The sequence below is a fragment of the Kocuria sediminis genome (genome assembly GCF_009735315.1).
In the GTDB taxonomy this organism is placed as follows: domain Bacteria; phylum Actinomycetota; class Actinomycetes; order Actinomycetales; family Micrococcaceae; genus Kocuria; species Kocuria turfanensis.
This window is the reverse complement of record NZ_WOGU01000006.1, coordinates 58,333-83,298: the sequence shown is the minus strand read 5'-3', so window position 1 is coordinate 83,298 and position 24,966 is coordinate 58,333. Positions and strand designations below refer to the sequence as shown.

At 75.1% G+C, this 24,966-nt stretch carries 23 protein-coding genes; 10 read left to right on the top strand and 13 right to left on the bottom strand.

Features of this window, described 5'->3' with window-relative positions; translation table 11 throughout:
• Nucleotides 1–143: 143 nt before the first annotated feature.
• The gene (locus GMA12_RS08600; RefSeq protein WP_156269109.1) at nucleotides 144–2,318 is read right to left on the bottom strand and encodes a glycosyltransferase family A protein; all 2,175 of its coding nucleotides are present in this window, start codon (nucleotides 2,316–2,318) and stop codon (nucleotides 144–146) included.
• A 386-nt stretch (nucleotides 2,319–2,704) separates the two neighbouring features.
• Between GMA12_RS08600 and GMA12_RS08595 the strand changes: the two genes are divergently transcribed.
• The 3 genes from GMA12_RS08595 to GMA12_RS08585 all read left to right on the top strand — a co-directional run bounded on the left by GMA12_RS08595 (nucleotide 2,705) and on the right by GMA12_RS08585 (nucleotide 5,915).
• Nucleotides 2,705–3,355 (top strand): helix-turn-helix transcriptional regulator, encoded by a 651-nt coding sequence (locus tag GMA12_RS08595; protein ID WP_156269107.1) that lies wholly within the window; start codon nucleotides 2,705–2,707, stop codon nucleotides 3,353–3,355.
• A 288-nt stretch (nucleotides 3,356–3,643) separates the two neighbouring features.
• Nucleotides 3,644–5,065: an FAD-binding oxidoreductase gene (locus tag GMA12_RS08590; RefSeq protein WP_156269105.1), complete on the top strand. Its 1,422-nt coding sequence runs from the start codon at nucleotides 3,644–3,646 to the stop codon at nucleotides 5,063–5,065.
• Between the two features lie 25 nt (nucleotides 5,066–5,090).
• Nucleotides 5,091–5,915 (top strand): alpha/beta fold hydrolase, encoded by an 825-nt coding sequence (locus GMA12_RS08585; RefSeq protein ID WP_162459654.1) that lies wholly within the window; start codon nucleotides 5,091–5,093, stop codon nucleotides 5,913–5,915.
• Between the two features lie 9 nt (nucleotides 5,916–5,924).
• On the opposite strand, the gene GMA12_RS08580 is transcribed toward GMA12_RS08585, so the two are convergent.
• Genes GMA12_RS08580 through GMA12_RS08570 form a run of 3 tightly spaced genes read right to left on the bottom strand, consistent with a single transcriptional unit; the run spans nucleotide 5,925 to nucleotide 8,958 of the window.
• Nucleotides 5,925–6,236: an AzlD domain-containing protein gene (locus GMA12_RS08580; protein WP_156269103.1), complete on the bottom strand. Its 312-nt coding sequence runs from the start codon at nucleotides 6,234–6,236 to the stop codon at nucleotides 5,925–5,927.
• Nucleotides 6,233–6,961 (bottom strand): AzlC family ABC transporter permease, encoded by a 729-nt coding sequence (locus tag GMA12_RS08575; RefSeq protein ID WP_162459653.1) that lies wholly within the window; start codon nucleotides 6,959–6,961, stop codon nucleotides 6,233–6,235. The genes GMA12_RS08580 and GMA12_RS08575 overlap by 4 nt, the downstream gene beginning before the upstream one ends.
• Nucleotides 6,958–8,958, bottom strand: a complete 2,001-nt coding sequence (locus tag GMA12_RS08570) for a glycoside hydrolase family 15 protein (RefSeq protein ID WP_156269101.1) — start codon at nucleotides 8,956–8,958, stop codon at nucleotides 6,958–6,960. The genes GMA12_RS08575 and GMA12_RS08570 overlap by 4 nt, the downstream gene beginning before the upstream one ends.
• Before the next feature lie 98 nt (nucleotides 8,959–9,056).
• Between GMA12_RS08570 and GMA12_RS08565 the strand changes: the two genes are divergently transcribed.
• Genes GMA12_RS08565 through GMA12_RS08555 form a run of 3 tightly spaced genes read left to right on the top strand, consistent with a single transcriptional unit; the run spans nucleotide 9,057 to nucleotide 11,942 of the window.
• On the top strand, nucleotides 9,057–9,371 hold the full coding sequence (locus GMA12_RS08565; protein WP_156269099.1) for a metal-sensitive transcriptional regulator: 315 nt from the start codon (nucleotides 9,057–9,059) through the stop codon (nucleotides 9,369–9,371).
• Between the two features lie 56 nt (nucleotides 9,372–9,427).
• Entirely contained in the window at nucleotides 9,428–9,637 is a 210-nt protein-coding gene (locus GMA12_RS08560) for a cation transporter (protein WP_084271531.1), read from the top strand.
• Nucleotides 9,630–11,942, top strand: a complete 2,313-nt coding sequence (locus GMA12_RS08555; RefSeq protein ID WP_156269097.1) for a heavy metal translocating P-type ATPase — start codon at nucleotides 9,630–9,632, stop codon at nucleotides 11,940–11,942. Before GMA12_RS08560 ends, GMA12_RS08555 begins: the two co-directional genes overlap by 8 nt.
• 81 nt (nucleotides 11,943–12,023) lie before the next feature.
• Here GMA12_RS08555 and GMA12_RS08550 read toward each other — a convergent pair whose 3' ends face one another.
• From GMA12_RS08550 to pdxR, 4 genes are all read right to left on the bottom strand, one after another.
• Nucleotides 12,024–12,221, bottom strand: a complete 198-nt coding sequence (locus GMA12_RS08550; RefSeq protein WP_156269095.1) for a hypothetical protein — start codon at nucleotides 12,219–12,221, stop codon at nucleotides 12,024–12,026.
• A 131-nt stretch (nucleotides 12,222–12,352) separates the two neighbouring features.
• A complete protein-coding gene (locus GMA12_RS08545) occupies nucleotides 12,353–12,832 on the bottom strand; it encodes a hypothetical protein (protein WP_370830882.1) in 480 nt (159 codons plus the stop codon).
• Between the two features lie 61 nt (nucleotides 12,833–12,893).
• A complete protein-coding gene (locus tag GMA12_RS08540; protein ID WP_370830880.1) occupies nucleotides 12,894–13,484 on the bottom strand; it encodes a DUF308 domain-containing protein in 591 nt (196 codons plus the stop codon).
• Between the two features lie 79 nt (nucleotides 13,485–13,563).
• A complete protein-coding gene (gene pdxR, locus GMA12_RS08535; RefSeq protein ID WP_162459652.1) occupies nucleotides 13,564–15,177 on the bottom strand; it encodes a MocR-like pyridoxine biosynthesis transcription factor PdxR in 1,614 nt (537 codons plus the stop codon).
• Nucleotides 15,178–15,289: 112 nt separating this feature from the next.
• Between pdxR and pdxS the strand changes: the two genes are divergently transcribed.
• Both pdxS and pdxT read left to right on the top strand, forming a co-directional pair.
• Nucleotides 15,290–16,246 carry a pyridoxal 5'-phosphate synthase lyase subunit PdxS gene (gene pdxS / locus GMA12_RS08530; RefSeq protein ID WP_156269091.1) on the top strand — a complete coding sequence of 319 codons (957 nt, stop codon included), beginning with the start codon at nucleotides 15,290–15,292 and terminating at the stop codon, nucleotides 16,244–16,246.
• A complete protein-coding gene (pdxT, locus tag GMA12_RS08525) occupies nucleotides 16,243–16,845 on the top strand; it encodes a pyridoxal 5'-phosphate synthase glutaminase subunit PdxT (RefSeq protein WP_162459651.1) in 603 nt (200 codons plus the stop codon). Before pdxS ends, pdxT begins: the two co-directional genes overlap by 4 nt.
• Nucleotides 16,846–16,899: 54 nt before the next feature.
• Here pdxT and GMA12_RS08520 read toward each other — a convergent pair whose 3' ends face one another.
• From GMA12_RS08520 to GMA12_RS08500, 5 genes are all read right to left on the bottom strand, one after another.
• Entirely contained in the window at nucleotides 16,900–17,772 is an 873-nt protein-coding gene (locus GMA12_RS08520; protein ID WP_156269089.1) for a TPM domain-containing protein, read from the bottom strand.
• A gap of 145 nt (nucleotides 17,773–17,917) precedes the next feature.
• The gene (locus GMA12_RS08515; RefSeq protein WP_156269087.1) at nucleotides 17,918–18,805 is read right to left on the bottom strand and encodes a universal stress protein; all 888 of its coding nucleotides are present in this window, start codon (nucleotides 18,803–18,805) and stop codon (nucleotides 17,918–17,920) included.
• A gap of 47 nt (nucleotides 18,806–18,852) precedes the next feature.
• A complete protein-coding gene (locus tag GMA12_RS08510; protein ID WP_156269085.1) occupies nucleotides 18,853–19,824 on the bottom strand; it encodes a universal stress protein in 972 nt (323 codons plus the stop codon).
• Nucleotides 19,825–19,875: 51 nt separating this feature from the next.
• Entirely contained in the window at nucleotides 19,876–21,231 is a 1,356-nt protein-coding gene (locus GMA12_RS08505; protein ID WP_162459650.1) for an MATE family efflux transporter, read from the bottom strand.
• Between the two features lie 61 nt (nucleotides 21,232–21,292).
• The gene (locus tag GMA12_RS08500; protein WP_162459649.1) at nucleotides 21,293–21,664 is read right to left on the bottom strand and encodes an RNA-binding S4 domain-containing protein; all 372 of its coding nucleotides are present in this window, start codon (nucleotides 21,662–21,664) and stop codon (nucleotides 21,293–21,295) included.
• A gap of 259 nt (nucleotides 21,665–21,923) precedes the next feature.
• Between GMA12_RS08500 and GMA12_RS08495 the strand changes: the two genes are divergently transcribed.
• Both GMA12_RS08495 and GMA12_RS08490 read left to right on the top strand, forming a co-directional pair.
• Nucleotides 21,924–22,763 (top strand): ABC transporter substrate-binding protein, encoded by an 840-nt coding sequence (locus tag GMA12_RS08495; RefSeq protein WP_156269083.1) that lies wholly within the window; start codon nucleotides 21,924–21,926, stop codon nucleotides 22,761–22,763.
• Nucleotides 22,764–22,920: 157 nt separating this feature from the next.
• Nucleotides 22,921–24,897: a M13 family metallopeptidase gene (locus GMA12_RS08490; RefSeq protein WP_162459648.1), complete on the top strand. Its 1,977-nt coding sequence runs from the start codon at nucleotides 22,921–22,923 to the stop codon at nucleotides 24,895–24,897.
• Nucleotides 24,898–24,966: the final 69 nt, after the last annotated feature.

The window sequence follows — 24,966 nt, the reverse complement described above, 5'->3', positions numbered from 1 at the left end:
GACATGCCGTGGCAGGACGGGCCCGGGACGGCCTGGGGGCACGGGACCGGGCGCACCCGCTGCGGCGCACGAGGGTGAATCATGTCACACAGAGGTCACGAGTGGAAAGCACCCTGTCGACCGCCGGCGCAGCCCACCCGGCTTCACCGCCCCCGCAGGGCCCGCCACGCGCGCCGCCAGAACGCGGCGAAGCCCCGCTCCGCGACCGTCCGCTCCAGCTGCTCGATCCGGGCCGACTGCGCGCGGACGAGCTCGAGGAGCTCGCGAGCGAGGGCCTCGGAGCCGTCCAGGCGCACGTGCAGCCCCTCCGCCTGCGTGCGGACCTCCTGGCCGAGGTACAGCGGCAGGCCGATGCCGTTCTCGGCGGTCCACTGCCTGAGGTGGCGCTCGCGCACGAGCAGCTCGTCCCGGCGGCGGAGCTCCGGGCCCGATGCACCGCCCCGCCGGGCCCGGACGGGGCGCGGAGGGCCCTCGACGAGACCCGCGGTGAAGGTCTCGAGGAAGCGCAGGCGGAACTCCCAGTCCGCGGCGGCGGAGAGGGTCTCGTCGTAGTCGCCGAGCACCCCGTGCACCGCGCGCCGGTACACGAACGCCCCGGACGCCGTGCGGTCGCCGCCGAGCGCGCCGGTGAGACTGGGGGCCGCGGGAGCCGGCGAGGCGGCGTCCGGACTGCGCTCGAGGACCACCACGCCGTCGTCCGTGGCCAGCGGGTCCTCGAGCCGGGCCACGGCCCGCTGCAGGACCGTGGGGAACCATGCGTCATGGTCGTCGCGGAGCACCACGAGCTCCGAGTCGCCCGCGCGCAGCCCGCGGTTGGCCGTGGCCCCCGGGGGCAGGCCGCGATGGTGGTGCAGGACCGCCGCCCGCCCCGCGAGCTCCTCCTGCCGCGCGGCGAGGATCTCGTCGACCTCGCTGGGATCGGCTCCGCCGTCCACCACGACCAGCCGCCAGTCGGTGAAGGTCTGCTCCAGGACGCCGTCGAGGGCGCGGGCCAGCTCCGCGGACCGTCCGCGGGCCCGGAGCACGACGGCGACCGTGGGACGAGCGGGCGGCACCGCGGGGACGACGTACCGGCGCCGGAGGGAGCGCACCACCGGGGCCCCGACCCCGCGCGGCGCGACGACCGTCGCGGGCGGCGGCTGGGGCTGCCCGCCGCCGAGCGCCTCGGCCACGCCGTCCCACCAGCGCTCCCCCGCGGCGCGCAGGGCCGGCACCGCGTCGGCCAGCGCCGAGTGGACCGCCGCGCGGTGCTCGACGGCCTCCGAGGCCCACTGCTGGACGGCGGCCCGGGTGTCCCACGCCGCGTCGCCGGGAGTGAGCAGCGCGGCCAGCGGCACCACGTGCTCGGCCAGCCCCCACCGGTGCAGCACGGCGTCTATGCGTGCAGTGGCATATGCGTCCGTGCCGACGGCGAGGACGTCCGCGCCGCCGGCGAGCCCGAGGGCGACCGCACGGGGACAGGTGGTCACGACGTGCTCGGCCGCGCCCACCAGCGCGTCCGCCGCCCCCGGCGCCGGCAGGAGCCGCCGGACGTCCTGCGGCAGGTGCGCGGCGACGGCCGCGGCGAAGTCGGCGTCCTCCGCACGGCACGGCAGGACGGCGACCGTCCCGGGCGCCCGGTGCACCAGGGCGTCCAGCAGGGCGGCGAGCACCGGTGCGGCCTCCTCCGGGTCGATCGGCCCCGTGGGGCGTTCGAGGACCGCGACGACCGACGGCGGCCCCTGCTCCGGCGCGTGCTCCGGGACGGAACCGGGGGCGGCGCCCGGTGCGGCGGCATCCGAGGCGGCGACGGGATCCGGTGCGGCAGCGGGATCAGGGAGGAAGAGGGTGTCGTCCCAGCCGAGGTGCAGACCGGGATGCTCCGGGCAGAGCCGGGAGGCCAGGGCCGAGGAGGGCTCGTCCCGCAGCCCCACGAGCGAGGCCGCGGCCAGCAGCTCGCGCAGGACGTCCGCCGGAGCGTCGCGGACGTCGAGGGCCAGGCCGCTGAGCACGACCGGCCGGCCGTGCCGCACCGCGGCCCGCGCCGCCGCGAGCCAGCCGGTGAGCAGCTCCGGGTCGGCGGGGCGCTCGGTCCCGACCAGCAGGAGCCCCTCCGCGGCCGGCGGCGCCTCCCCCGTGACCCCCGGCGCCGCGGCACCCGGTGCCGCGGCGTCCTCCGCTCCCGACTCCGCCCCCGTGGAGAGCCGTGGGGCACCCGGCGACGCGAGCACCGCCTCGACCCCGCGCGCCGCGAGCTGCTGGAGCAGGCGGTCCAGCCCGGCCTCCTGGCCGAGGTGCGGCTCCCGGCCGCTGGTGCTGCTCAGGACGTCGATGCGCATGACGGGACAGGCCTTTCCTCGGGCGGCTCGTGCGCCACCAGTCTTCCAGGCGGCCCCTCGCCGGGGCACCCACGGCGGGGTCCGACCCCGGACTGTCCCTCGCAGGGTGTACGAAGTTGCAGGTCCGTACGGATCTGCCTTGTCCGCGTGCGAGCGGGTCCGTCATCGTGGAAGCACCACAGAGCACCGTCTCCACCGGCAGCGACCACGTCGAGGACCGTTGCCCGAGCAGCTCTCCATCGACTCCCCATGTATGCCTGTTTCGGCATATCACTGTGGGGGATGGAGGGCGGCCCGGGCCGTCGACCGCCCGTCGCCGGTCCGGGCCGGACCGGCCCCGGAGAGCCCGCGCACCTCGTCGCGGGAGAAGTCGAGGAGTTCCCAGCATGTTGACCGCCGCCGTCGTCAGCCCCCAGCCCATGACCCGCATCGCGATGCAGCGGGAGTCCCTGGAGCACCCCGAGCACGGGGTGCGGGTCGGCACCGTGGCGGGGACCGTTCCGGAGTTCCTGGCCCAGAACGCGGCGGAGGCCGCCGTGGTGCTGCTGAGCCTCAACACCCAGGACGGCCGCAGCCTGGTGCAGAACATCACCGACCTCGTCGCGCACGAGCACACCGTGGTGGTCCTCGCGCCGCCGGACGAGCTCGTCCGCGTCCGCTCGGCCTTCACGTGCGGGGCCTCGGGGGCCGTGGGCAAGTGCGAACCCATCAAGGCGGTCTTCCGGACCATGCGGCTGGCCAAGCAGCTGGGCCACTTCGTGAGCGACGACCTCCAGGCCTCCCTCGCCGAGCTGCCCAGCCGACTCCCGGCCAAGCTGTCCGCCCGGGAGCGCGAGGTGCTCGCGCTCTACGTGGACGGCCTCCAGGAGCAGGAGGTGGCCGCCCGGCTGCGGATCGCGGAGTCCACGGTCGAGGAGCACCTCAAGCGGATCCGGCGCAAGTACGCCCTCGTGGAGCGCCCGGCGCGCACCAAGCTCGAGCTGTACAAGCGGGCCATCGAGGACGGCATCATCCCGCCCGTCCTGCCCCTCGCCTGAGGGCCGGCGCACCGGGACGGACACCGCCGCGGGCGGGCCGGCCCCGGGCTGGGCCCACCGTGACCGCCCTGTTGCGCGCTGTCCGTTGTGGCCCCCGAGAGCCCGTTCCTAGACTGGGACCAGCACCATCGTGCGCGGTCCGTGTCCTGCACCGGACCCGCGTTCCCGGCCCGGCCCACGCGCACGACCAGGACGGCCCGGCCCGGCGTCGTCGGCGGTGGCGTGCGCGCCGCCGATCGAAGGAGTTCGTCCGGGGGCGAGCGCCTCCGCACACAGGAAGCCAGTCCGATGGGGATCGTGGACCGTGGGGAGCATGACGACGAGGTCGCGCGGGCGCTCGAGGCGCTGCGGACCCGACTGACCGGGACACTGGTCGAGCCCGACGACCCGCTCTACGACGAGGCACGGCAGGTCTGGAACGGCATGATCGACGTGCGGCCGCGCGCCGTCGCCCGGGTGGGTTCGGTGGCCGACATCGACCCGGTGCTGGCCACGGCCCAGCACACGGGCCTGCCGCTGGCCGTGCGCGGCGGAGGGCACAACGTGGCCGGGCACGGCACGGTGGAGGGCGGGCTGGTCCTGGACCTGAGCGCGCTGCGCCGGGTGGACGTGGACCCCGGGACCCGGCACGTCACGGTGGAGCCCGGCGCGACCCTCGCCGACGTCGACCGCGCCACCGTCCCGCACGGGCTGGCCGTGCCCGTCGGCGTGGTGAGCGCCACCGGTGTCGCCGGCCTCACGGTGGGCGGCGGCGTGGGCTGGCTGACCCGCAGCAACGGCCTCACCCTCGACAACCTCGTCGGCGCCGAGGTGATCACCGGGACCCGGGAGCACCTGCACGTCGACGCGGAGCACAACCCGGACCTGTTCTGGGGGATCCGCGGCGGGGGCGGGAACTTCGGTGTGGTGACCTCCTTCACCTTCCTCGCCCGGCGGCTGCCGCCGTCCGTGCTGGGCGGGAACCTGGTCTACCGGCGAGCGCAGTGGCGGACCGCGCTGCAGGCCTACGCCCGCTGGACCGCGGACCTGCCGGACGAGATGAACAGCATCGTCTCGATCCTGCGCCTGCCGCCCAGCTTCGGCATGGGCGAGGAGCCGCTGCTGATCGTCGGCTTCGCCTGGATGTCGCCCGACCACGAGGACGGCCTGGGCCTGGTCGAGCGCCTGCGCGCGGACGCGCCGCCCGACGAGGAGGAGGTCGGCCCGGTGCAGTGGCTCGAGTGGCAGTCGGCCATGGACGAGCTCTTCCCCCGGGGCGCGCGCGGCTACTGGAAGAACGCCTCCTTCTCCCGCCTGGACGACGAGGTGATCGACGCCCTGCTCGGCTTCGCCACCGAGGTCACCTGGTTCGGCACCGGCATCGACATCCACCACATGGGGGGCTTCTTCGGCCGGGTGCCCGCCGGGGCGACCGCCTTCCCCAACCGGTCGTCGCGGTACTGGCTCAACGTCTACGGCTACTGGCAGGACCCGGCCGAGGACGCCCGCCTGACCGCCTTCGCCCGGAAGGCCCACGCCGCCATGGCGCCGTTCGCCGAGCTCGGCCAGTACGTGAACTTCCTCGGCGCCGAGCAGGGACCCGTCACCCCCGAGGCGGCGCGGCAGGCCTACGGGGAGCGGACGCACCGGCGACTCGTGGAGCTGAAGGACCGCTACGACCCGGGCAACATCTTCCGGCTCAACCACAACATCGTGCCGAGCGCCGCCTGACGGGCGCGGCGGAGGAGGCAGACCCGTGGGACAGCACGTGCGCGCCGGAGGGCTCGAGATCTGGACGGAACAGGTGGGCAGCGGACCCGACGTCCTGCTGATCGGAGGACTGGGCGACACCGTCGAGTCCTGGCAGTTCCAGTTGGACGGGCTGGCCGACCGGTACCGGCTCACCGCGTTCGACAACCGCGGGGCGGGACGCACCGCCATGCCCGACGGCCCCGTGTCGGTGGCGGACATGGCCGACGACGCCGCCGGGGTGCTCCGGGCCCTCGACATCCCTGCCTCCCACGTGGCCGGCTTCTCCGGGGGCAGCATCATTGCGCAGGAGCTGGCGCTGCGCCACCCGGAGCTGGTCCGGAGCCTCGTGCTGCAGAGCACCTGGTCGGTCCCGGACCCCTACCTCCGGTCCTGGGGTCGCTTCGTCCGCTGGCTGGTCGGGGCCGCCCCCGGGGAGCGCGAGTTCCTGGAGTGGTTCTTCCTGTTCATCTACACGCCGCGGGCGCACAACGACGGCACCGTGGGCCGGTTCATCGACGAGGTGCTCGCCTTCCCGTACCCGCAGCCGGCGGAAAACGTGCAGCGCCACATGGATGCGTTCCTCCGCCACGAGACCACCGACCGTCTGCCCCGGATCGCGGTCCCGACCTACGTCCTGGCCGGTGGTCTGGACGTCACGGCCCGGCCCGAGCTCTGCAGAGCCGTCGCGGACCTCATCCCCGGCGCCCGGTTCCAGGTGCTCGAGGAGGAGTCCCATCAGCCCTTCCAGGAGGTCCCGGAGCAGTGGAACGCGCTGGTCGACGCCTTCTGGCGGGAGCTCGACGCACCGGCCGCCCCGGGCCGCGGCTGAGGACGCGGCTCAGGCCGCACCGAGCAGCCGCAGCACGGCCGCGGCGGCCGCGCCCAGGAGGACGACCAGCAGGAACGGCGCCCGCAGCATCAGGGCGACCCCCGCCACCAGCAGGGCCCCGAGCCGGGCGTCGAGCACCAGCGCCTGGCCGGAGCCGAAGGCGTTCATCACCACGAGGGCGGCCAGCAGGCCCACCGTGACGGTGCCCGCCATCCGGCCCACCCGGGGGTCGTCCAGCACCCGGTCCGGCACGAGGTAGCCCACGAGCTTCAGCCCGTAGGCGAGCGCGCACGCCGCGAGGACCCAGAACCACATGCTCATGCCCCGGCCTCCGTCCGGCCGGACGCGGCCCCTGCCGCGTCGGTCCCCCGGCGGCGGGAGCAGCCGAGGAGCGCGGCGACCACCGCGGCCACCAGGATCGGCAGCCCGGGCGGCAGCACCGGGATGGTCAGCGCCGTGACGAGGGCGCACACCACCGCGACGGCCACGGGCTCCCGGGCGCTGAGCCGGGGCCACAGCAGGCCGAGGAAGGCCGCCACGGCGGCGCCGTCCAGGCCCCAGCGGGCGGGATCGCCGAGGGCGTTGCCGAGCAGCGCGCCGACCACGGTGAACAGGTTCCAGAGCAGGAACACCCCGACCCCCGCGGTCCAGAACCCCCGCTTCTCCTCCAGAGGGTGGGTCTGGGAGGACGCCGCCGCATTGGACTCGTCGATGGTCACGTGCGCGGCGAGGAGCCGGAGCCCGCCGCGCGGACGGACCAGGGCGTTCATGCTCATGCCGTAGACGGCGTTGCGCACCCCGAGCAGCGTCGCGGCGCCCAGGGCCGAAGCCCCGGCCCCGCCGCCCGAGACCACCCCGATGAAGGCGAACTGGGACCCGCCCGTGAACATGAGCGCGGACAGGGCCACCGTCTGCCAGAAGCTCAGGCCCGCCGCCACGGACAGGGCGCCGAAGGAGATCCCGTACAGCCCGGTGGCCACGGACAGGGACAGCCCGATCCGCACCGCCGGCGAGCTCCGCCAGTCGACGGGGAGGGCAGGGCTCACGGGGCGATCCCCGTGGCCTGCCGGGGCGCCGGCGCGCTCCGGCGTCCCTGCGCGGCGTCGAGGGCGTCCATAGCCTGGACGAGGGCCAGGTGGGTGAAGGTCTGGGGGAAGTTGCCGGTCATCCGCCGCCGGTCGGGCGACCACTCGGTGGACAGCAGGCCGAGGTCGTTGGCGCGGGAGAGGACCAGGTCCACGAGTTTGCGGGCGCTGTCGGTGCGCCCGGAGCGGGCGTACTGGGCGGCCAGCCACAGGGACGCGCCGAGGTGCGGGTTGTCCTGGCCCGAGAACCCGTCCACGCCGATCACCCCGGCGTAGGCGTCGGGGTCCTCGGGGTCCACGGGTCCCAGGACGTTGCGGTAGCGGTGGATCAGCCCGCACGGGTGCCGCAGCTCCTCCTCGATCCGCCGCACGGTGCCCAGCATCCGCTCGTCGTCGTGGGCCACGAAGCCCACCTGCGGCAGCTGGAGCAGGGAGGCGTCCACGGTCTTCGACCCGTAGTACTGCACGAAGGAGCCGACCTCGGGGTCGTAGCCGCTCGTCCAGATCTCCTCGGCCAGGGCGTCCCGCAGCTGCTCCCACACCGGGGCGTCCCCGGGCAGCCCGTGCAGGCGCACGGCGTCCACCCCGGACTGCAGGGCCGCCCACATGAGCACCCGGGAGTGCGTGTAGTACTGCCGCTCGCCGCGCATCTCCCACAGGCCTTGGTCCTTGACCTCGTAGTTTTCCACCACCGAGCGCAGCATCGCCTGCTGGAGCGGCCAGGAGAGGTGGTCCTCCGGCGCCCCGCGCCGGCGCAGCTTCTCGAACACGACCATGACGTGGCCCACGGCGTCCGTCTGGTGCTGGCCCGCCGCGCCGTTGCCCTCGCGGACCGGGCGGGAGCGCTCGTAGCCGGGCAGGTCCAGCTGGTGCTCGCGGCCGCGGCGCTCCCCGGCGACGCCGTAGATGTTCTGCAGGTCGTGGGGATCCCCGGCCACGGCCCGCAGCAGCCAGTTGCGCAGCTGCACGGCCTCCCGGTCGTGGTCGTGGTCGAGCATGACCTCCAGGGCCATCGCCGCGTCCCGCAGCCAGGAGAAGCGGTGGTCCCAGTTGCGCTCGCCGCCCACCACGTCCGGCAGCGAGGTGGTGGGCGCGGCCACCAGCCCGCCCGTCTCCTGGTGCATCAGGGCCCGCACCACGAGCAGCGAGCGCCGGACCACGTCCGAGCGCCGGGCCACGGCGTGGCCGCGGACCGGGACGATGTGCACCGGCTCGTCCTGCTCGGTGGCGGGCGGGGTGTAGAGCCCGGACCAGTCCTGCCACAGCTCCACGGTGCGGGTGAGCTGCTCGTTGACGTCCACCGGCGCCGGCGGTGTGCGGTGGGACGGGAAGTGGGTCAGCACGAAGTCCCGGGCCTGGCCGGCGGAGACCGTGAAGGTCCCGCGGTGGCGGCGTTCGTCGTCGTCGGAGGACTCGGGCAGGGGCTCGCCGCGCAGCACGAGCGCGTCCGGCCCGGCCATGGCCACGAGCATGGGCGGGGCGGGGTCCCCGCCCTCGGGGTCCTCCTCCCCCTCGAAGCGGCTGACCCAGGGCACCACGGCGCCGTAGCCGAAGCGGACCCGCAGCTCCTGGTACATCTCGACCTCCCCGGTGAGGCCCTCCACGCGGCGGATCAGGTCCGTGCGGGAGGTCAGCGGGAGGAAGTCGGTGACGCGCACGGAGCCGGAGTCCGTCACCCACACGGTCTGCAGCACGAAGGTGTTCTCCACGTAGAACCGCTCCGCGACCTGGGCCCCGCTCTCCTCCTCGTCGAGGACCTCACCGCCGGCCTCGTCGGCGACCGTGCAGGAGGGGGCGAGCAGCCAGCGCCCGTGGTCGGCCTCGCCCAGCAGGGCGCCGAAGACCGAGGGGGAGTCGAAGCGCGGGGCGCACAGCCAGTCGACCGAGCCGGTGCGGGAGACGAGCGGGCCCGTGCGCATGTTCGAGAGCAGGGCGTAGTCCTCGATCAGTGAAGCCATGCCTCAAGATTGGCACATCGGCGCGGTGCCCCCGGCCCGGCCCTTGAAGCATACCCCGGTGGGGTATACAGTGTTCGCAGGACGACCGAGGAGGACCCATGACCCAGACCCTGCCGCCGCACGGGTACACCCAGGACAAGGACGCGTACCTCAAGCGCCTGCGGCGCATCGAGGGCCAGGTCCGCGGCATCCACCGGATGGTCGAGGAGGACAAGTACTGCATCGACATCCTCACCCAGATCTCCGCGATCCAGTCGGCGCTCAAGGCCGTGAGCCTCGGCCTGCTGGACGAGCACCTCAACCACTGCGTCGTGGGCGCCGTCGAGGCCGCCCAGGAGTCCGGGGACGTCGCCAGCGTGGACGACAAGCTCCAGGAGGCGTCCGCGGCCATCGCGCGTCTGCTCAAGAGCTGACCCGACCCGCCCCCGCTCCCCGACCCGCACTCACCGATACCCCAGAGGAGACCACCGTGCAGACCACCGTCAACGTGTCCGGAATGACCTGCGGGCACTGCGTCATGTCCGTCACCGAGGAGCTGACCGAGCTGGACGGCGTCGAGTCCGTCGACGTCGACCTGGTCGCCGGCGGCGTGTCCCCCGTCGTCGTCACCGCCTCCCGCGAGCTGACGCCCGAGGAGATCGCCGCGGCCGTCGAGGAAGCGGGGTACTCGGTTGCCTGAGACCCGCACGCGCGCGGCGGCGCCCGACCGGGTGGCCGGGCCCCTGCGCACCCTCGAGCTGGAGATCACCGGCATGACGTGCTCCTCGTGCGTGAGCCGGGTCGAGAAGAAGCTCGGCAGAATCGACGGCGTGGCCGCCTCCGTGAACCTCGCCCTGGAGACCGCCACGGTCCGTGTCCCGGAGGGCGTGAGCGACGAGCAGATCCTCGGGACGGTCGAGAACGCCGGCTACGGGGCCGTCGTCAAGAGGGCGCCCCGCCCCGGGCCCGACGACGGCGGGAGCGGCGGAGGGTCCGTCTCCGCGATGGAGCGGGTGTCCGGCCGGGAGGCCTCCTCGCTGCGCTCCCCCGAGTCCCTGCGCCGGCGCCTGGTCGTGGCCGGCACCCTCTCCCTGCCGGTGGTCGTGATCTCGATGCTGCCCGGCTTCCAGTTCCCGCACTGGGGCTGGGTGGCCGCGCTGCTGAGCCTGCCGGTCGTGACCTGGGCCGCCTGGCCGTTCCACCGCTCGGCCGCCGTCAACGCCCGGCACCTCACCTCCACCATGGACACCCTCGTCTCCCTGGGCGTCTCCGCCGCGTACCTGTTCTCGCTGTGGAACCTGCTGCGCGACCCGGCCATGACGGCCGGGGCGATGCTCGGGCACACCATGGACATGAGCGGGCACCAGCTGTACTTCGAGACCGGCGCCCTGGTGACCGCCTTCCTGCTGCTGGGCCGCTACCTCGAGGCGCGGGCTAAGGCCCGCTCCGGGGAGGCGCTGCGCGCGCTGCTCGAGCTGGGCGCCAAGGACGCCGTCGTCCTGCGGGACGGCGTCGAGACGAGCGTGCCGGCCGAGCAGCTGCAGCCCGGGGACCGGATCGTGGTGCGCCCCGGGGAGAAGATCGCCACCGACGGCGTGGTCCTCGAGGGCCGCTCGGCCGTGGACACCTCCCTGCTCACCGGCGAGTCCCTGCCGGTGGAGGTGGGCGTCGGCGACGCCGTGACCGGGGCGACGATCAACACGAACGGCCGGCTGCTGGTCGAGGCGACCCGTGTGGGCGCCGACACGACCCTGGCCCAGATGGGCCGGGCGGTGGCCCGGGCGCAGACGAGCAAGGCGCCCGTGGCCCGGCTCGCAGACCGGATCTCCGGGGTCTTCGTCCCGGTCGTGCTCGTGCTGGCCCTGCTCACGCTGGTGGGCTGGCTGGTGCTGACCGGCGACGTCGACGCCGCGTTCGTGGCGGCGGTCTCCGTCCTCGTCATCGCCTGCCCGTGCGCCCTCGGCCTGGCCACGCCCACGGCCCTGCTCACCGGCACCGGCCGCGGCGCGCAGCTGGGGATCCTCATCAAGGGCGCCGAGGTGCTCGAGGACACCCGCACCGTGGACACCGTGGTGCTGGACAAGACCGGCACCGTGACCAGCGGTCGGCTCTCCGTGGTCGCGGTGACCCCGGTGGGCGCCTGCTCCCGGGACCAGGTGCTGGACCTCGCCGCCTCGGTGGAGCAGCACTCCGAGCACCCGATCGCCCGGGCCGTGGCTGAGGCCACCCCGCACCGGTTCCCGCTCTCCGGCTTCGTCTCGGCCCCCGGCGGCGGCGTCCGCGCGCACGTGGCGGACGGGATGCACTCCCGCTCGGTGGTGGTCGGGCGCACCACCTGGCTCGCCGAGAACGGCGTGCGCCTCGACGCCGCCCAGCTGGAGGCGCTGCGGCGCGCCCAGGAGGGCGGGTTCACCACGATCCTCGTGGCCGTCGACGGGGCCCTCGCCGGGTTCGTGGACCTGCGCGACACCGTGAAGGACGACGCCCGGGAGGCGATCGCGCGGCTCCAGGGCCTGGGGCTGCGTCCCCTGCTGCTGACCGGGGACAACGAGCCGGTGGCCCGCGCGGTCGCGGCCGAGGCCGGCATCCCCGCCGAGGACGTCGTCGCCGACGTCAGCCCGGAGGGCAAGGTCGCGGTGGTCCGCGACCTGCAGGACGACGGGCGCGTGGTCGCCATGGTGGGCGACGGCGTCAACGACGCCGCCGCGCTGGCCCAGGCCGACCTCGGGATCGCGATGGGCTCGGGCACGGACGCGGCCATCGAGGCCGCGGACATCACCATCGTGCGCAGCGACGTGGGATCGGTGCCCACGGCCATCGCACTGTCCCGCCGCACCCTGTCGGTGATCAAGTCCAACCTGTTCTGGGCCTTCGCCTACAACACGGTGGCCATCCCGGTGGCGGCCGCCGGGCTGCTCAACCCGGTGATCGCGGGCGCGGCCATGGCCTTCAGCTCCGTGTTCGTGGTGCTGAACTCCCTGCGGCTGCGCGGCTTCGGCCGCTGAGCCGGACCCCGGCCCGCACGCGCGGACGCCCCGGGAGGGCCGATGTCCTCCCGGGGCGTCGTCGCGTGCGGCACGCGCCGGTCAGGCGTCGCTGCTGCCCGGGGTGGCCACGCTCTCCTCGTCCTCCTCGAGGACCGGCAGCTCGCTCTTCTGCTCCTCCTGCGGGGCGTTCGAGTAGCTGTCCTCCGGATCGGCGCCCGGTGCGGCCGCCATCCGCTGCTCGACCTTCTTCTCGAACTCCGCGTCGCCCTCGGTGGGCGGCTCCGGCTGCTGGCTCATGCTGTCTCCCGTCCTTGCGTCTGGAGCGGGGGCGCGGGTCGGCCCGGCTGCTCAGGTGGTGTCCAATCTACTGAGCGCGCGGACGGCGGCCAAGCACGCGGGTCCGGGGACCCGCAGCCGGCCGCCGGGGCTCAGGAGCGGGGCGCTCCGTCGTCGCCGTGCGTGCTCTGGCCGGTGTCCCTCGTCGTGTCCCCGCCCGCGTCCCGGGCCGGGCCCTCGGCAGGGCGCCGGCCGAGCAGGTCCTCGCCCCGGGTGTCGGGACGGACGCGCTGGCCGAACTCGGCCTCGCCGGCCGGCCGTGCGGCGGCCTCGCGGCGGGCGCGGGCCTCGGCGTAGAGCTTGGCCGAGGAGCGGTTGACGCCGGTGCCCTCCCCCAGATGGGGGTCGTTGGGCTTCTCGACGATCATGAGGGTGGCGCTGACCACCAGGGCCACGATGAACACGATGCCGGCCGCGATGAAGGCCAGGTCCAGGCGCAGCTGGTTCTCGGTCCCGCCGCTGGCGAAGATCGCGACGCCGCCGAAGGCCACGGCCGCGAGCACGGCGGACAGGATCAGGGGGCCCTTGACGTCGGCCCGGAAGCCGCCTCGCGAGCCCTTGCGCTGTGCCACTCGTCCTCCTCGTGAAACCGGTGTGGTGGGCAGGCCGGGGCCTGCCGTGCGGTTGTCCAGTCTACGCCGTTCCGGCGGAGGCCCGTCCCCGGCGGTCCTCGTGCCGCAGGCTCAGCGCGGCGAGCAGGTGGGTGACGCCGATGACCACCGCGGCGGCGCCCACCACGCCGAACAGGGCCTTGGCGCCGAGGTCGGCCACCAGCACCAGGCCCGTGGCGGCGAGGACCGTGACGAGCCCGGCGATGGTCCAGTCCCGGCCCAGCGGGAAGGTGGTGCGGGACGTCAGCCCGAGCGCGAGCTCGGTGACCCCGGCGACGCCCATGACGAGCCCGGCGTAGAGCACGAGGCCGCCGGGGCTGTCCGCGCCGAGGACCGTGAGCACCCCGCCCACGGCGTAGAGCAGGCCGTAGGACTGCGGGACCTGCCGGCTGCGGCCCAGGTCCACGTGGTCGTTGCCGTTGAGCCGCAGCTGCAGCAGGATGCTCGCCGCGCCCGTCAGCAGGAGGTAGAGGCCCACGCCCCAGACCACCACGCCCATCGACGGCTCCTGCCAGAAGATGGTCACGGCGGCGAAGCACAGGGCCACGAGCGCGCGCAGCAGCGTGGGCGCGAACAGGTCGCGGTGTATGCCGGTGCTCGGTTCGGGGTTCACGGTGAGGCCTTTCGGGGACGGCTCGGCGGGAGGGCCCTGGTGCGGCGGCCCGGGCGGGGCCCGCGGGCCACGGCACAGTCTAGCGAGCGGCCCCGGTTGCCGGTCCGGGTGTCGGTCCGGGCGTCGGTCCGGGCGTCGGTCCGGGCGCCGAGAGCACCCGGGCCAGCACCGCGAGGGCGTCCGGCAGGGCGTCCCCCTCCGGGGCGGCGCCGGTGGCGCCGAAGCCCACGACGACACCGCGGCGCCCACCCCGCGCGCCCTCCGCCCAGTAGGAGCCCAGGGCGGCGACCCGCACGCCCGCCGCCGCGGCACGGGCCACGACGTCCTGCTCGTCGAAGGCCACCTCCCCGGTGAACTCCAGGACCGCGTGCAGCCCGCCGTCCATGGGCACGGCCCGCACCCCGCGGACGCCGGCGAGCGCGGCGCCGAGCAGGTCCCGCCGGCGCCGGTACTCCCGCCGCATCCGGGCGGTGTGCCGGCGCAGCCCGCCGTCGGCCAGGAAGCGGGCCATGGCGTCCTGGGCCACCGCCGAGGCGGGGTTGCCGAGGTCGGTGCGCAGCCGCAGCAGCTCCTCCCGCAGGGCCGGCGGGGCGACCAGGTAGCCGACCCCCAGTCCGGGTGCGAGGACCTTGGTGAAGGAGCCCAGCGTGGCCACGTGCCCGCCGCCGCCGAGCCGCCGGCCCGGGGCGGGCGGGCGCGCGGCGGCGCCGGGCCCGTGGTCGAGGGCGGACAGCGCCGGGAGGGGCTCGCCGACGTAGCGCAGCTCCGAGTCGTAGTCGTCCTCCACGATCAGGGCGTCGTGGGCGCGGGCCCAGTCGAGCAGCTCGAGGCGGCGGGCCGCGGGCATCGAGGCCCCGAGGGGGTACTGGTGGCTGGGGGTCACCACCACGGCGTCGGGGGCCCGGTCGACCTCCCAGTCCTCCGACCACGCGCCCGACCACGTGCCGGACGGCAGCCGGGCGGGGTCGAGGCCGTGGTCGTCGATCGGCACGGGCAGCACCCGGTGGCCGAGCCGTTCCGGCACCCGGCGCAGGGAGGGGTAGCCGGGGTCCTCCACGGCCACGCGCAGCGGGCGGCCGGCGAGCCCGCCCAGGGCGGCGAGCAGCAGCTGGAGGCCGTCCCGGGCGCCGGCCGTGACGAAGAGGTCCTGCGGGTCCCGGACCACGCCGCGCATCAGCCGCAGGTGCTCGGCGATCTGCTCGCGCAGCGGCTCCGCGCCCTGGGCCGGGGGCGCCGCGGCCCCCGCGGCGGCGGCCGCGGCGTCCCGCCACGCGGCCCGCCAGCCGGGGGTGGCCAGCCGCGCGGTGTCGGGGCGGCCGGGGGTGAGGTCGATCATGGGCCGGTCCCGGCCCCGCCGCGGCGGCGGCGCCGACGGCCGGGCCCCGGACCGGTCGCCCGGCCGGGGCCCGGCCCGCTCGACGCGGGAGCGGGCGAGGTCGGGATGGACGACGGTGGCCCCGTTGGTCGCGTGCAGATAGCCCTCGCCGTGGAGCTGGTCGTAGGCGGTCACCACGGAGCCCCGGGAGATGCCGAGCCGGGCGGCGAGCCCGCGCGTGGAGGGCAGCGGGTCCCCGGGGCGCAGCGCGCCGGAGACCACCAGGTCCCGCAGCTGCTGGACGAGCTGGGCGGGCAGCGGGGCGGGATCGGCGCGGTCGACGCGCACGGGCACGTCGACGTCGTGGGGGTGGCGCACGGGCACCTCGTTCCCGGGTCGTGGTCCGGGCGGCGCCGGACCGGAAGTGGTCCAACAGATTCTACCGTTGGTGGACCTGTTGATGGACCACTCATGGGCGGAAGATGGACGCATGACCGATCTGCAGACCACCCCTGCCCAGAACTCCGCCCGGACGACCTCCCCCGCGGACGCCACCCCGCTTACCGGCTCCCCGCTGGTCAAGCGCGGGCTCGCCGACATGCTCAAGGGCGGCGTCATCATGGACGTCGTCACCGCCGAGCAGGCCCGCATCGCCGAGGACGCCGGCGCCGTGGCCGTCATGGCCCTCGAGCGGGTGCCCGCCGACATCCGCGCCCAGGGCGGCGTGGCCCGCATGTCCGACCCGGACCTGATCGAGGGCATCCAGGCCGCCGTGTCGATCCCCGTGATGGCCAAGGTCCGCATCGGCCACTTCGTGGAGGCCCAGGTCCTGGAGCACCTGAAGGTCGACTACATCGACGAGTCCGAGGTCCTCTCCCCCGCCGACTACGTCAACCACATCGACAAGCAGCGCTTCACCGTCCCGTTCGTGTGCGGCGCCACCAACCTGGGCGAGGCCCTGCGCCGGCTCGCCGAGGGCGCCGCCATGATCCGCTCCAAGGGCGAGGCCGGCACCGGGGACGTCTCCGAGGCCACCAAGCACATCCGCACCATCCGCGGCCAGATCGCGGAGCTGCAGGCCCTCCACGCCGTCTCCCCCGACGCCCTCTACGTGAAGGCCAAGGAGCTCGCCGCCCCGTACGACATCGTCCTGGAGGTCGCCCGCACCGGGAAGCTGCCGGTCGTGCTGTTCACCGCCGGGGGCGTGGCCACCCCCGCGGACGCCGCCATGATGATGCAGCTCGGCGCGGACGGCGTGTTCGTGGGCTCGGGCATCTTCAAGTCCGGCAACCCCGCCGCCCGCGCGCAGGCCATCGTGAAGGCCACCGCCTACTACGACGACCCCGAGAAGATCGCCGAGGCCTCCCGCGGGCTCGGCGAGGCGATGGTCGGGATCAACGTGGGCGACCTCCCCGCCCCGCACCGGCTCGCGGAGCGCGGCTGGTGAGCTCCGCGCCCCGGGTCGGGGTCCTCGCCCTGCAGGGCGGGGTCGCCGAGCACGCCGCGATGCTGCAGCAGCTCGGCGCCGAGCCCGTGCTGGTGAAGACGGCCGAGCAGCTCACCGGGCTGGACGCGATCGTGCTGCCCGGCGGGGAGTCCTCCACGATGGACCGGCTGCTGCGCCTGTTCGGGCTGCGCGATCCGCTGCGCGACGCCGTACTGGGCGGCCTGCCGACCCTGGGCACGTGCGCCGGGCTGATCCTGCTCTCCTCCGGCATCGAGGACCCGGCCCCCGGCCAGCGCACCCTCGAGGTCCTGGACGTCACGGTGGCCCGCAACGCCTTCGGCTCCCAGACGGCCTCCGAGGAGGCCCAGCTCGCCTGGGGCGACGACGGGGCCACCGTGCGCGCGGCCTTCATCCGCGCCCCCGTGGTGACCCGCGTGGGCGAGGACGTCACGGTGCTGGCCCGGCACCGCGGCGAGGTGGTCGCGGTGTCGAGCGGCAGCGTCGTCGGCATCTCCTTCCACCCCGAGCTGACCGGGGAGACCACGGTGCACCGGCACCTGCTCTCCCTCGTCGCCGCCCGGCGGGCCCTGCCCGCCTGACCGGGCCCGGCGCGGCGCCGTCCACGCGACGGTGCCGCGCGGGCGGGCGCCGGGTCAGTAGCTGCCGGAGGCCCCGCCGCCGGTGAAGCCGCCGCCCCCGCCGAAGGACGACCCGCCCGCGCTGCCGCCCGCGCCGCCGCCCGAGCCGCCGGAGTACAGTCCCGGGTTGGCCAGGTAGAGCGGCAGCCATACCGCGGGGTTCGTCACGGCGTCGTCCGTGCGGTGGTGGTAGCGGTACGTCCGGTACGCCTTCTGCTGCTCCTCGGTGAGCCGCAGGTCCGGGTCCCGCTGCCGGGCCGCCCGCAGCTCCTCGTCGGCGATCCGCCGCCGGCGGCGCAGGTCCGCGGCGATCCACCAGGCCACCAGCACACCGACCAGGCCGGCCCCGCCCACGATCCAGCCGAGCAGGACCCAGTCGAAGGGCTCCTGCGGGGGCTCCTCGCCCTGCGCGTAGACGTAGATCTGCTCCACCGCCTCGGCCAGGCCCTCCGCGTAGCGCTCGTCCGCGAAGGCGGGCTCCAGCACGTCCTCCACGACCCGCTCCGCCTCGTCGTCCGTGAACTGCTCCCGCACCCCGTCCGCCGACTCGATCCGCAGCTCCCGGTCCCCGGTGGCCGCGAGCACGAGCACGCCGTTGTCCGCCCCGGCGTCGCCCACCTCCCACGCGGTGGCGATCTCGCGGGCACGGTCCTCGATCGACCCGTCCGTCTCCTCCACCGTCAGCACCGCGACCCGCGCGGCGTCCGTGGCCGTGTTGCGCTCCTCGATCAGGGCGTCGATCTCCCGCTCCTGCGCGTCGGTGAGGACGTCGGCGGCGTCCAGGACGGCGGAGTCGACGGGGGGCGCGGGAACTCCCGGCGCCGGGGCGGAGCACGCGGTGAGAACGGCGCCGCCCAGAGCGAGCACGGCCAGTGTCCGACGGCGCACAGTCCTCCTCCCCGGCACCCCGGGCGGTCCGGGGTCCGGTTCCACCGTGGCAGGTCGCGGCCGCGAGCGGATCCGCCTGCAGGGCGAGCTCCGGCGCCGCGGGACCGGAAGGACTCCGCCTGCGGGCGGACGGCGCCGGACCGGCTCAGCCCTTCCGGCGGGTGGGGACGACCATCACCGGGCAGCCGCCCTCGTTGAGCACGGCCTGGGAGACGGAGCCCATGAGCAGCCCCCGGAACCCGCCGTAGCCGCGGCTGCCGACCACCACGAGGTCCGCCGTCCGCCCCGCCTGCACCAGCTGGTCCGCGGGCGTGCCCGAGAACACGTACGTCTCGACGTCCAGTCCCGGGTGGTCCTCCCGCACGCCCGCGGCAACCTGGTCCACCAGGGCCTGCGCGGGCTCGGTGAGCTGCTCGCGCACCGCCCGGTCCAGGTCCGCGGAGCCGGTGGGCATGCTCGCGGCCTCCGGCACCACCGTGACCAGGGTCAGTCCCGTGCCGTGCCGCTCCGCGTACCGCGCGGCCGCGATGACGGCCGGGTTGTCCCGCCCCAGCCGGTCCACGCCGACGAGCACCCGGCCCCGGAACGGACCTCCGGCCCCGCGGTCCGCCCGCGGGTCCCAGCGCTCCGGGAGCACGATCACCGGGCACCGGGCGTGCGCCGAGGCCGCGGCCGATACCGAGCCCAGGCGTCCGCGCACGCCGCGGCGGCCGCGGCGGCCGAGCACCAGCGCCGCGGCGTGCTCGGACTCCTGCACCAGCACGCCCGCCGCGTCACCGCGCTCGACGACGCCGACGGCCGGAACACCGGCCTCCCGGGCCCTCGCGACGGCGGCGCCGGCGACCTGGTCGGCCTCCGACTCGATCGCCTCCAGGAACGGCCCGTACAGGCTGGGGTCCACGGCCACGGGCCGGCCCATGGAGACCACCACCCTCAGCTCGGACCCGAGGGACCTCGCCTCCTGGATCGCCCAGTCGAGGGCGCGGTCACTGTTCTCGGAGCCGTCGTAGCCGACGACGATCTGCTCTGCCATGGACGGCTGCTTCCTGTTCTCGCGGCCGGCGCTCCCGGAGGCGCCGCTCAGGCGGGGTGGGCGGGCACGATCATGACCGGTCCGGCGGCGTTCTCCAGCACGGCCTGGGAGACCGAGCCGAGCAGCAGTCCGCGGAACCCGCCGATGCCGCGGGAGCCGACCACGACCAGGTCCGCGGAGTGCGTGGCGTTCATCAGGATGCGCCCCGGGCGGCCGACGAAGATGTGGTGCTCCACGGTGAGGCCGGGGTGCTCGGACGCGATCTCCTGCGAGATCTCCTCGAGCTTGCGCTCGGCCTCGCGGAAGTACCGGGCCTGGTTGAACTCGTCCTGGAACCAGGAGGGCGTGCCGGACAGGGCCCCGTTGACGGACACGAGCGCCAGGGGCTTGCCGTGCTCCTCGGCGTAGCGCACGGCCTGCCACAGCGCCGGGTTGCGCGAGCCGAGGGCGTCGAGACCCACGACCACCCGCCCGGAGAAGTCGACCTCCTCCGCCTTGACCGGCCCCTGGTCCTCGAGCGCGTAGTCGGTGCCGCCGCGGCTGCGCTCGCTGTGCCGCTTCTCGGCCGGCTCCGGGACGACCACGACCGGGCACTTGGCGTGCGCGGCGACCGCCGCGGACACCGAGCCGAGCCGGCCGCGCAGGGCCCCGCCGCGACCGCGCTTGCCCATGACGACGAGCGCGGCCCGGCCGGACTGCTCCACGACGGCCTTGGCGGCGTCCCCGGCGGCCTCGACGGTCTCCACGGGCAGCCCCGCGTCCTCCACGACCCGCCGGGCCTCGGCGAGGTGCTCCGCGTTCTCCTTGGTCACCGCCTCGGTGAAGCGCTGCTCGAGCCCGGGGTCGCCCACCCCGATGACCGGATAGGCGCCGACCAGGCGGACCGACAGGTTGTGCGCCCGGGCCTCCTCGACCGCCCGGTCGAGGGCGTGCCGGGCCTGGTCCGACCCGTCGATCCCGACGAGCACGACATCGTGTCCGGCAGCGGGCTGGTTCTGCGTGCGGGAGTCGTTGTCCATGGTCGAAATCCTAGGTGATCCACCGCACATCGCCCCGTGGGTTCCCGGTTGTTACCGCGCGTTCCGGAGCAGCCAGGCGTCGCCGCGGGCGCGCAGCCCGAGGGTCAGCGCCCGGGCTCCCAGGTAGCCTCCGGCGTAGGCGATCCACAGCCACACGAGCCCGCCGGCGCCCGAGCCGCCGGAGCCGGCCACGACGGCCAGCAGCGGGGCGTAGACGGCGAGGTTGAGCACCCCGGCCACGGCGAGGTAGCGGGCGTCCCCGGCCCCGATGAGCACCCCGTCGAGGACGAAGACGTAGGCGGCCAGCGGCTGGCCGGCCGCGACCACGAGCAGGGCCGCCGCGAACAGGGCCTGCACGGCCGGGTCCGGGCTGAGCAGGAAGCCCAGGCGCGTCCCGAGCACGGCCACGGCCAGGCCGGTCACCACCCCGAAGCCGAGGCCCCAGAGCACCAGCCGGCGCATCAGGTCGCGGATCGCCTGCCGCTCGGCCGGCTCCGCCAGGTCCCGGGCCCCCATGTCCCGGCCCAGCAGCGCCTGCGCGGCGATGGCCAGGGCGTCGAGGGCGAAGGCGAGGAAGCTGAACACCGTCATCACGAGCTGGTGCGCGGCGAGGTTCTGGGCGCCCTGGGCCGTGACCACCAGGACGGTCGCGAGGATGGCCACCCGCAGGGACACCGTGCGGAGCATCAGCCAGGACCCCACGGCCAGGTGGGAGCGCAGCCGGGCCCACGAGGTCGCCGGTCCCACCCCGTGCCGGCGGGCCAGCCGGTGCACGATCCGCAGGTAGGCCAGGGCCATGGCCCACTGCACGGCGCTCGTGCCGATCGCGGCGCCGGCCACGCCCAGGCCGGCGCCGTGCACCAGCACGACGTTCAGCACCGCGTTGGCCGCCGCCCCGATCCCGGCGATGAGCAGAGGGGTCCTGGTGTCCTGCAGCCCGCGCAGCACGCCGGTGGCCGCGAGCACCACCAGCATGGCGGTCAGCCCGGGCAGGGACCAGTGCAGGTAGGCGACCGCGTGCTCCAGGACCTCCTCGCGGGCGCCCATCCGCTCCAGCAGGGGCCGGCCGAGCGCCCAGCCCGCCGCGGAGAGGAGCACGCCGAGCCCGGCGGCTACCCAGAGCCCGTCCCGGCCCACCGCCACGGCCTCGGGGAGCCGGCCGGCGCCGAGGTGCCGGGCCACCGCGGGCGTGGTGCTGTAGGCGAGGAAGACCATCAGCCCCACGACCGTCTGGACCAGGGCGGCGGCCACGCCCACCCCGGCCAGCTGCGGGGTGCCCAGGTGCCCGACGATCGCCGAGTCCGCCAGCAGGAACAGCGGCTCGGCCACGAGCGCGCCGAAGGCGGGCACCGCCAGGGCCAGGATCTGCCGGTTGAGCCCGCGCGGGCGTGCGGTGGTGGTGGTCACCGGACCAGGGTACCGACGACCCCGCACCCGCCGGTGCGGCCGGTCGTCCCGGCGCACCCGCTCACAGGCCCCGGAGGCGGTCCATCTCGCGGCGGTCCTTCTTGGTGGGCCGTCCGGCGCCCCGGTCCCGGCGCGGCACCGCCGCGTGCAGGGGCGGGGGCGGGGGCGGGCTGTGGTCCACGTAGGCGGCCGCGGCCACGGGCGCGCCGACGCGCTTGGTCAGCAGCTGCACGACCTCCAGGACCTGCTCGTGGCCGGGGCGCCGCACGGTCACCCGCTGGCCGGGCCGAACGGGCTGGGCCGCCTTGACCGAGGTGCCGTCGATCTTGACGTGGCCCGCCCGGCACGCCGCCGTGGCGGCGGAGCGGGTCTTGAACACGCGCACCGCCCACAGCCACGCGTCCACGCGCACGCTCGCCGGCGCGGCCGTCACCGGTGCCCCTCCGGGGCGAGGATGTGGTCCGTCCGAGTCATGAGCCCATTGTGCCGAAGACCGCGCGCCGGTGCGGACCGGGCCACCGGTCCGCGTGGACAGCAGTGGGGACAGCCGATGTGCTACTGACCAGTGGTGCGCAACACACCGGCAACCCCGGACGCCCTACACTGAGGCTCATTCAGCAGTGGCTCCCTCCCCGGCACGACGCCGCGCCCGGGGCGGACGAGCGAGCACCTCCCGAGGGAAGGAAAGATCCATGAAGAGCAGGTTCCACGGGGCAGCGGCCCTGTCCGTGCTGGCCGCCTCCGCGCTGGCGCTGAGCGCGTGCTCGAGCACGGGCGGCGGCGAGGAGGCCGGCGGCGAGGCGACCGGCGGGGAGATCAGCCTGATCAACCCGGGCACGCTCACCGTGTGCTCGGACATCCCCTACCGCCCCTTCGAGTACACGGAGAACGGGGAGACCGTCGGCTTCGACATCGACCTGGTCAACAACATCGCCGAGGACATGGGGGTGGAGACGGAGTTCATCCGCACCGCCTTCGAGGGCATCCAGTCGGGTGTGGCCCTGGACTCGGACCAGTGCGACCTCGCCGCCTCCGGGATGACCATCAACGAGGAGCGCGAGTCGGTCATGGACTTCTCGGAGCCCTACCTCGACGACAACCTCGCCCTGCTGGTGGCCCCGGACGCCGACATCGACTCCGTGGCCGACGTCGCGGGCAAGCGCGTGGGCGTGCAGCAGGCCACCACGGGCGAGACCCAGGCCCAGGAGAACAACGCCGAGGTCGTGCAGTACGAGGACTCCGCCCTGATGATCCAGGGACTCAACACCGGCGACGTCGAGGCTGTGATCGGCAACATCTCCGTGATGGGCCCGGCCATCACCGACAACCCGGACCTGCGCCTGGTCGAGGAGATCGAGACCGGCGAGCAGCTGGGCCTGGCCGTGAAGACCGGCAACACCGCTCTGCTCGAGCAGGTCAACGAGTCGCTGGCCACCATGAGGGAGGACGGCACCCTGGAGGAGCTCGAGGGCAAGTGGCTGGGCACCGGGGAGGCCGCCGGCTCCGCGAGCCCGGAGCCGTCCGCGAGCTGATCCCTCCCGCGCCCACCCGGGTGTGACGACCACCACGGACGCCGTGGCCCGCCGACCGCGGGCCACGGCGTTCCCGTCCGTAGGCTGGGACCGGGCGGGCGACGTCGTCGGCCCCGTGCGTTCCGACACGCCCCACGACCACGACAGGGATGCGCCCGTGACGACCGCCTCCGGCCTCGACCTGCAGCACCTCCACCCCGGCGTCCGCCCGCAGGACGACCTGCACCGGCACGTCAACGGCGGTTGGATCGACGCCCACGAGCTGCCCGAGGACCGCGCCTCCGACGGGGCCTCCGCGATCCTCACGGAGCTCAACGCCCGGCGGGTGCACGAGATCGTCCGGGCGGCCCCCGCCGGGTCGCGGATGGCGGTCCTGCACCGCTCCTTCCTCGACGAGGACGCCGTCGAGCGCCGCGGCCGGGCCGCCCTGGAGCCCGACCTCGAGCTGCTCGGCGCCGCGCGCGGCAAGGAGCAGCTCGCCGGGGCCTCGGCGGCCCTGCAGCGTACCGGGGTGGACGGCCTGCTGTCCTTCTTCGTGGAGAACGACTCCGGGGACTCCTCCCGCTACTCCTTCTTCCTGTGCCAGGACGGGCTGTCGCTGCCCACGCGGTCCTACTACACCGACGCCGTGCACGGGCCGCTGCGCGCGGCGTTCACCGACCACGTCGCGGCGATGCTCGAGCTCGCGGGCCTGCCGGCGCGGTGGGGCGTGACCGGCGCGGAGGCCGCCGGCACGGTGCTGGCCATGGAGGCCCAGCTGGCCGCCGCGCACTGGGACACCGTCGCGGCGCGGGACGTGGCGCAGATGCACAACCCCGTGGACGTGCCCGGCCTGGCGGCCATGGCCCCCGGCTTCCCCTGGGCGGCGTGGCTGGCCGGCATCGCCCCGCAGCGGGGCACGGGCGCCTTCGACCGGATCATCGTGCGCCAGCCCTCGTTCACGACCCGGCTCGGCGAGCTCTGGGAGGAGTGGTCGGAGCAGCAGATCCGGATCTGGCAGTCGTGGCGGATCGTGTCCCGGCGCGCCCCGTTCCTGCCCCGGTCCTTCGTGGCGGAGAACTTCCGCTTCTACAGCACCGCCCTGTCCGGGATCACCCGTCCCCGGGAGCGCTGGAAGCGCGCCGAGTTCCTGGTGACCCGGATCCTGGGCGACGACGTGGCCCGGGCCTACCTGGACCGCTGGTTCCCCCCGGCGCACCAGGCCCGGGTGGAGCAGCTCGTGGAGCACCTGCTGGCCGCCTACCGGGAGCGGATCGGCCGGCTGGAGTGGATGTCGGAGGCCACCCGGGCCCGGGCCCTGGAGAAGCTGTCCACGTTCACCGTCAAGGTCGGCTCTCCCCGCACCTGGCGGGACTACTCGGGCCTGGACCTGGACCCCGCGGACCTGCTCGGCAACGTCCGTGCCGGCCTGGCCCTGGAGCACGACCGCGCCGTGCGGAAGGTGGGCACGCCCGTGGACCGCGGCGAGTGGCTGCTCTACCCGCACTGGGTCAACGCCTACTTCCACCCCGTGCTCAACGAGGTGGTCTTCCCCGCCGGGATCCTGCAGCCGCCCTACTTCGACGCCGACGCCGACGACGCCGTGTGCTACGGCGCGATCGGGTCCGTGATCGGCCACGAGATCGGCCACGGCTTCGACGACCAGGGCGCCCGCTACGACGCCCGCGGGCACCTCGAGGACTGGTGGACCGACGAGGACCGCGCCGAGTTCGCCCGGCGCACCGCGGCACTCGTGGCCCAGTACGACCGCTTCACCCCGCGCGGGCTCTCCGCCGAGCACCACGTGGACGGGGCCTTCACCGTGGGCGAGAACATCGGGGACCTCGGCGGACTGGAGATCGCCCTGGTGGCCTACCGGATGGCGCTCGCGGACCAGGGCCTGGACCTGGCCACGGCGCCGGTGCTGGACGGGCTCACGGGAGCCGAGCGGTTCTTCTACGCCTACGCGGCGCTGTGGCGCTCGACCGCCCGGGAGCAGGAGCTGATCAACCGCCTGGCGGGCGATCCGCACGCCCCGGACGAGTTCCGCTGCAACGGCGTGGTCCGCAACATGGCCGCCTTCCACGAGACCTTCCGCACCCGCCCCGGCGACGGCCTGTGGCTCCCCCCGGAGTCGCGCGTCACCATCTGGTGACCGGCCCCTCCTCTCCCCCTGCCCGTGAGGTGGCACGTGGCGGGGACCGGAGCGCGCCACCTCGCGGGC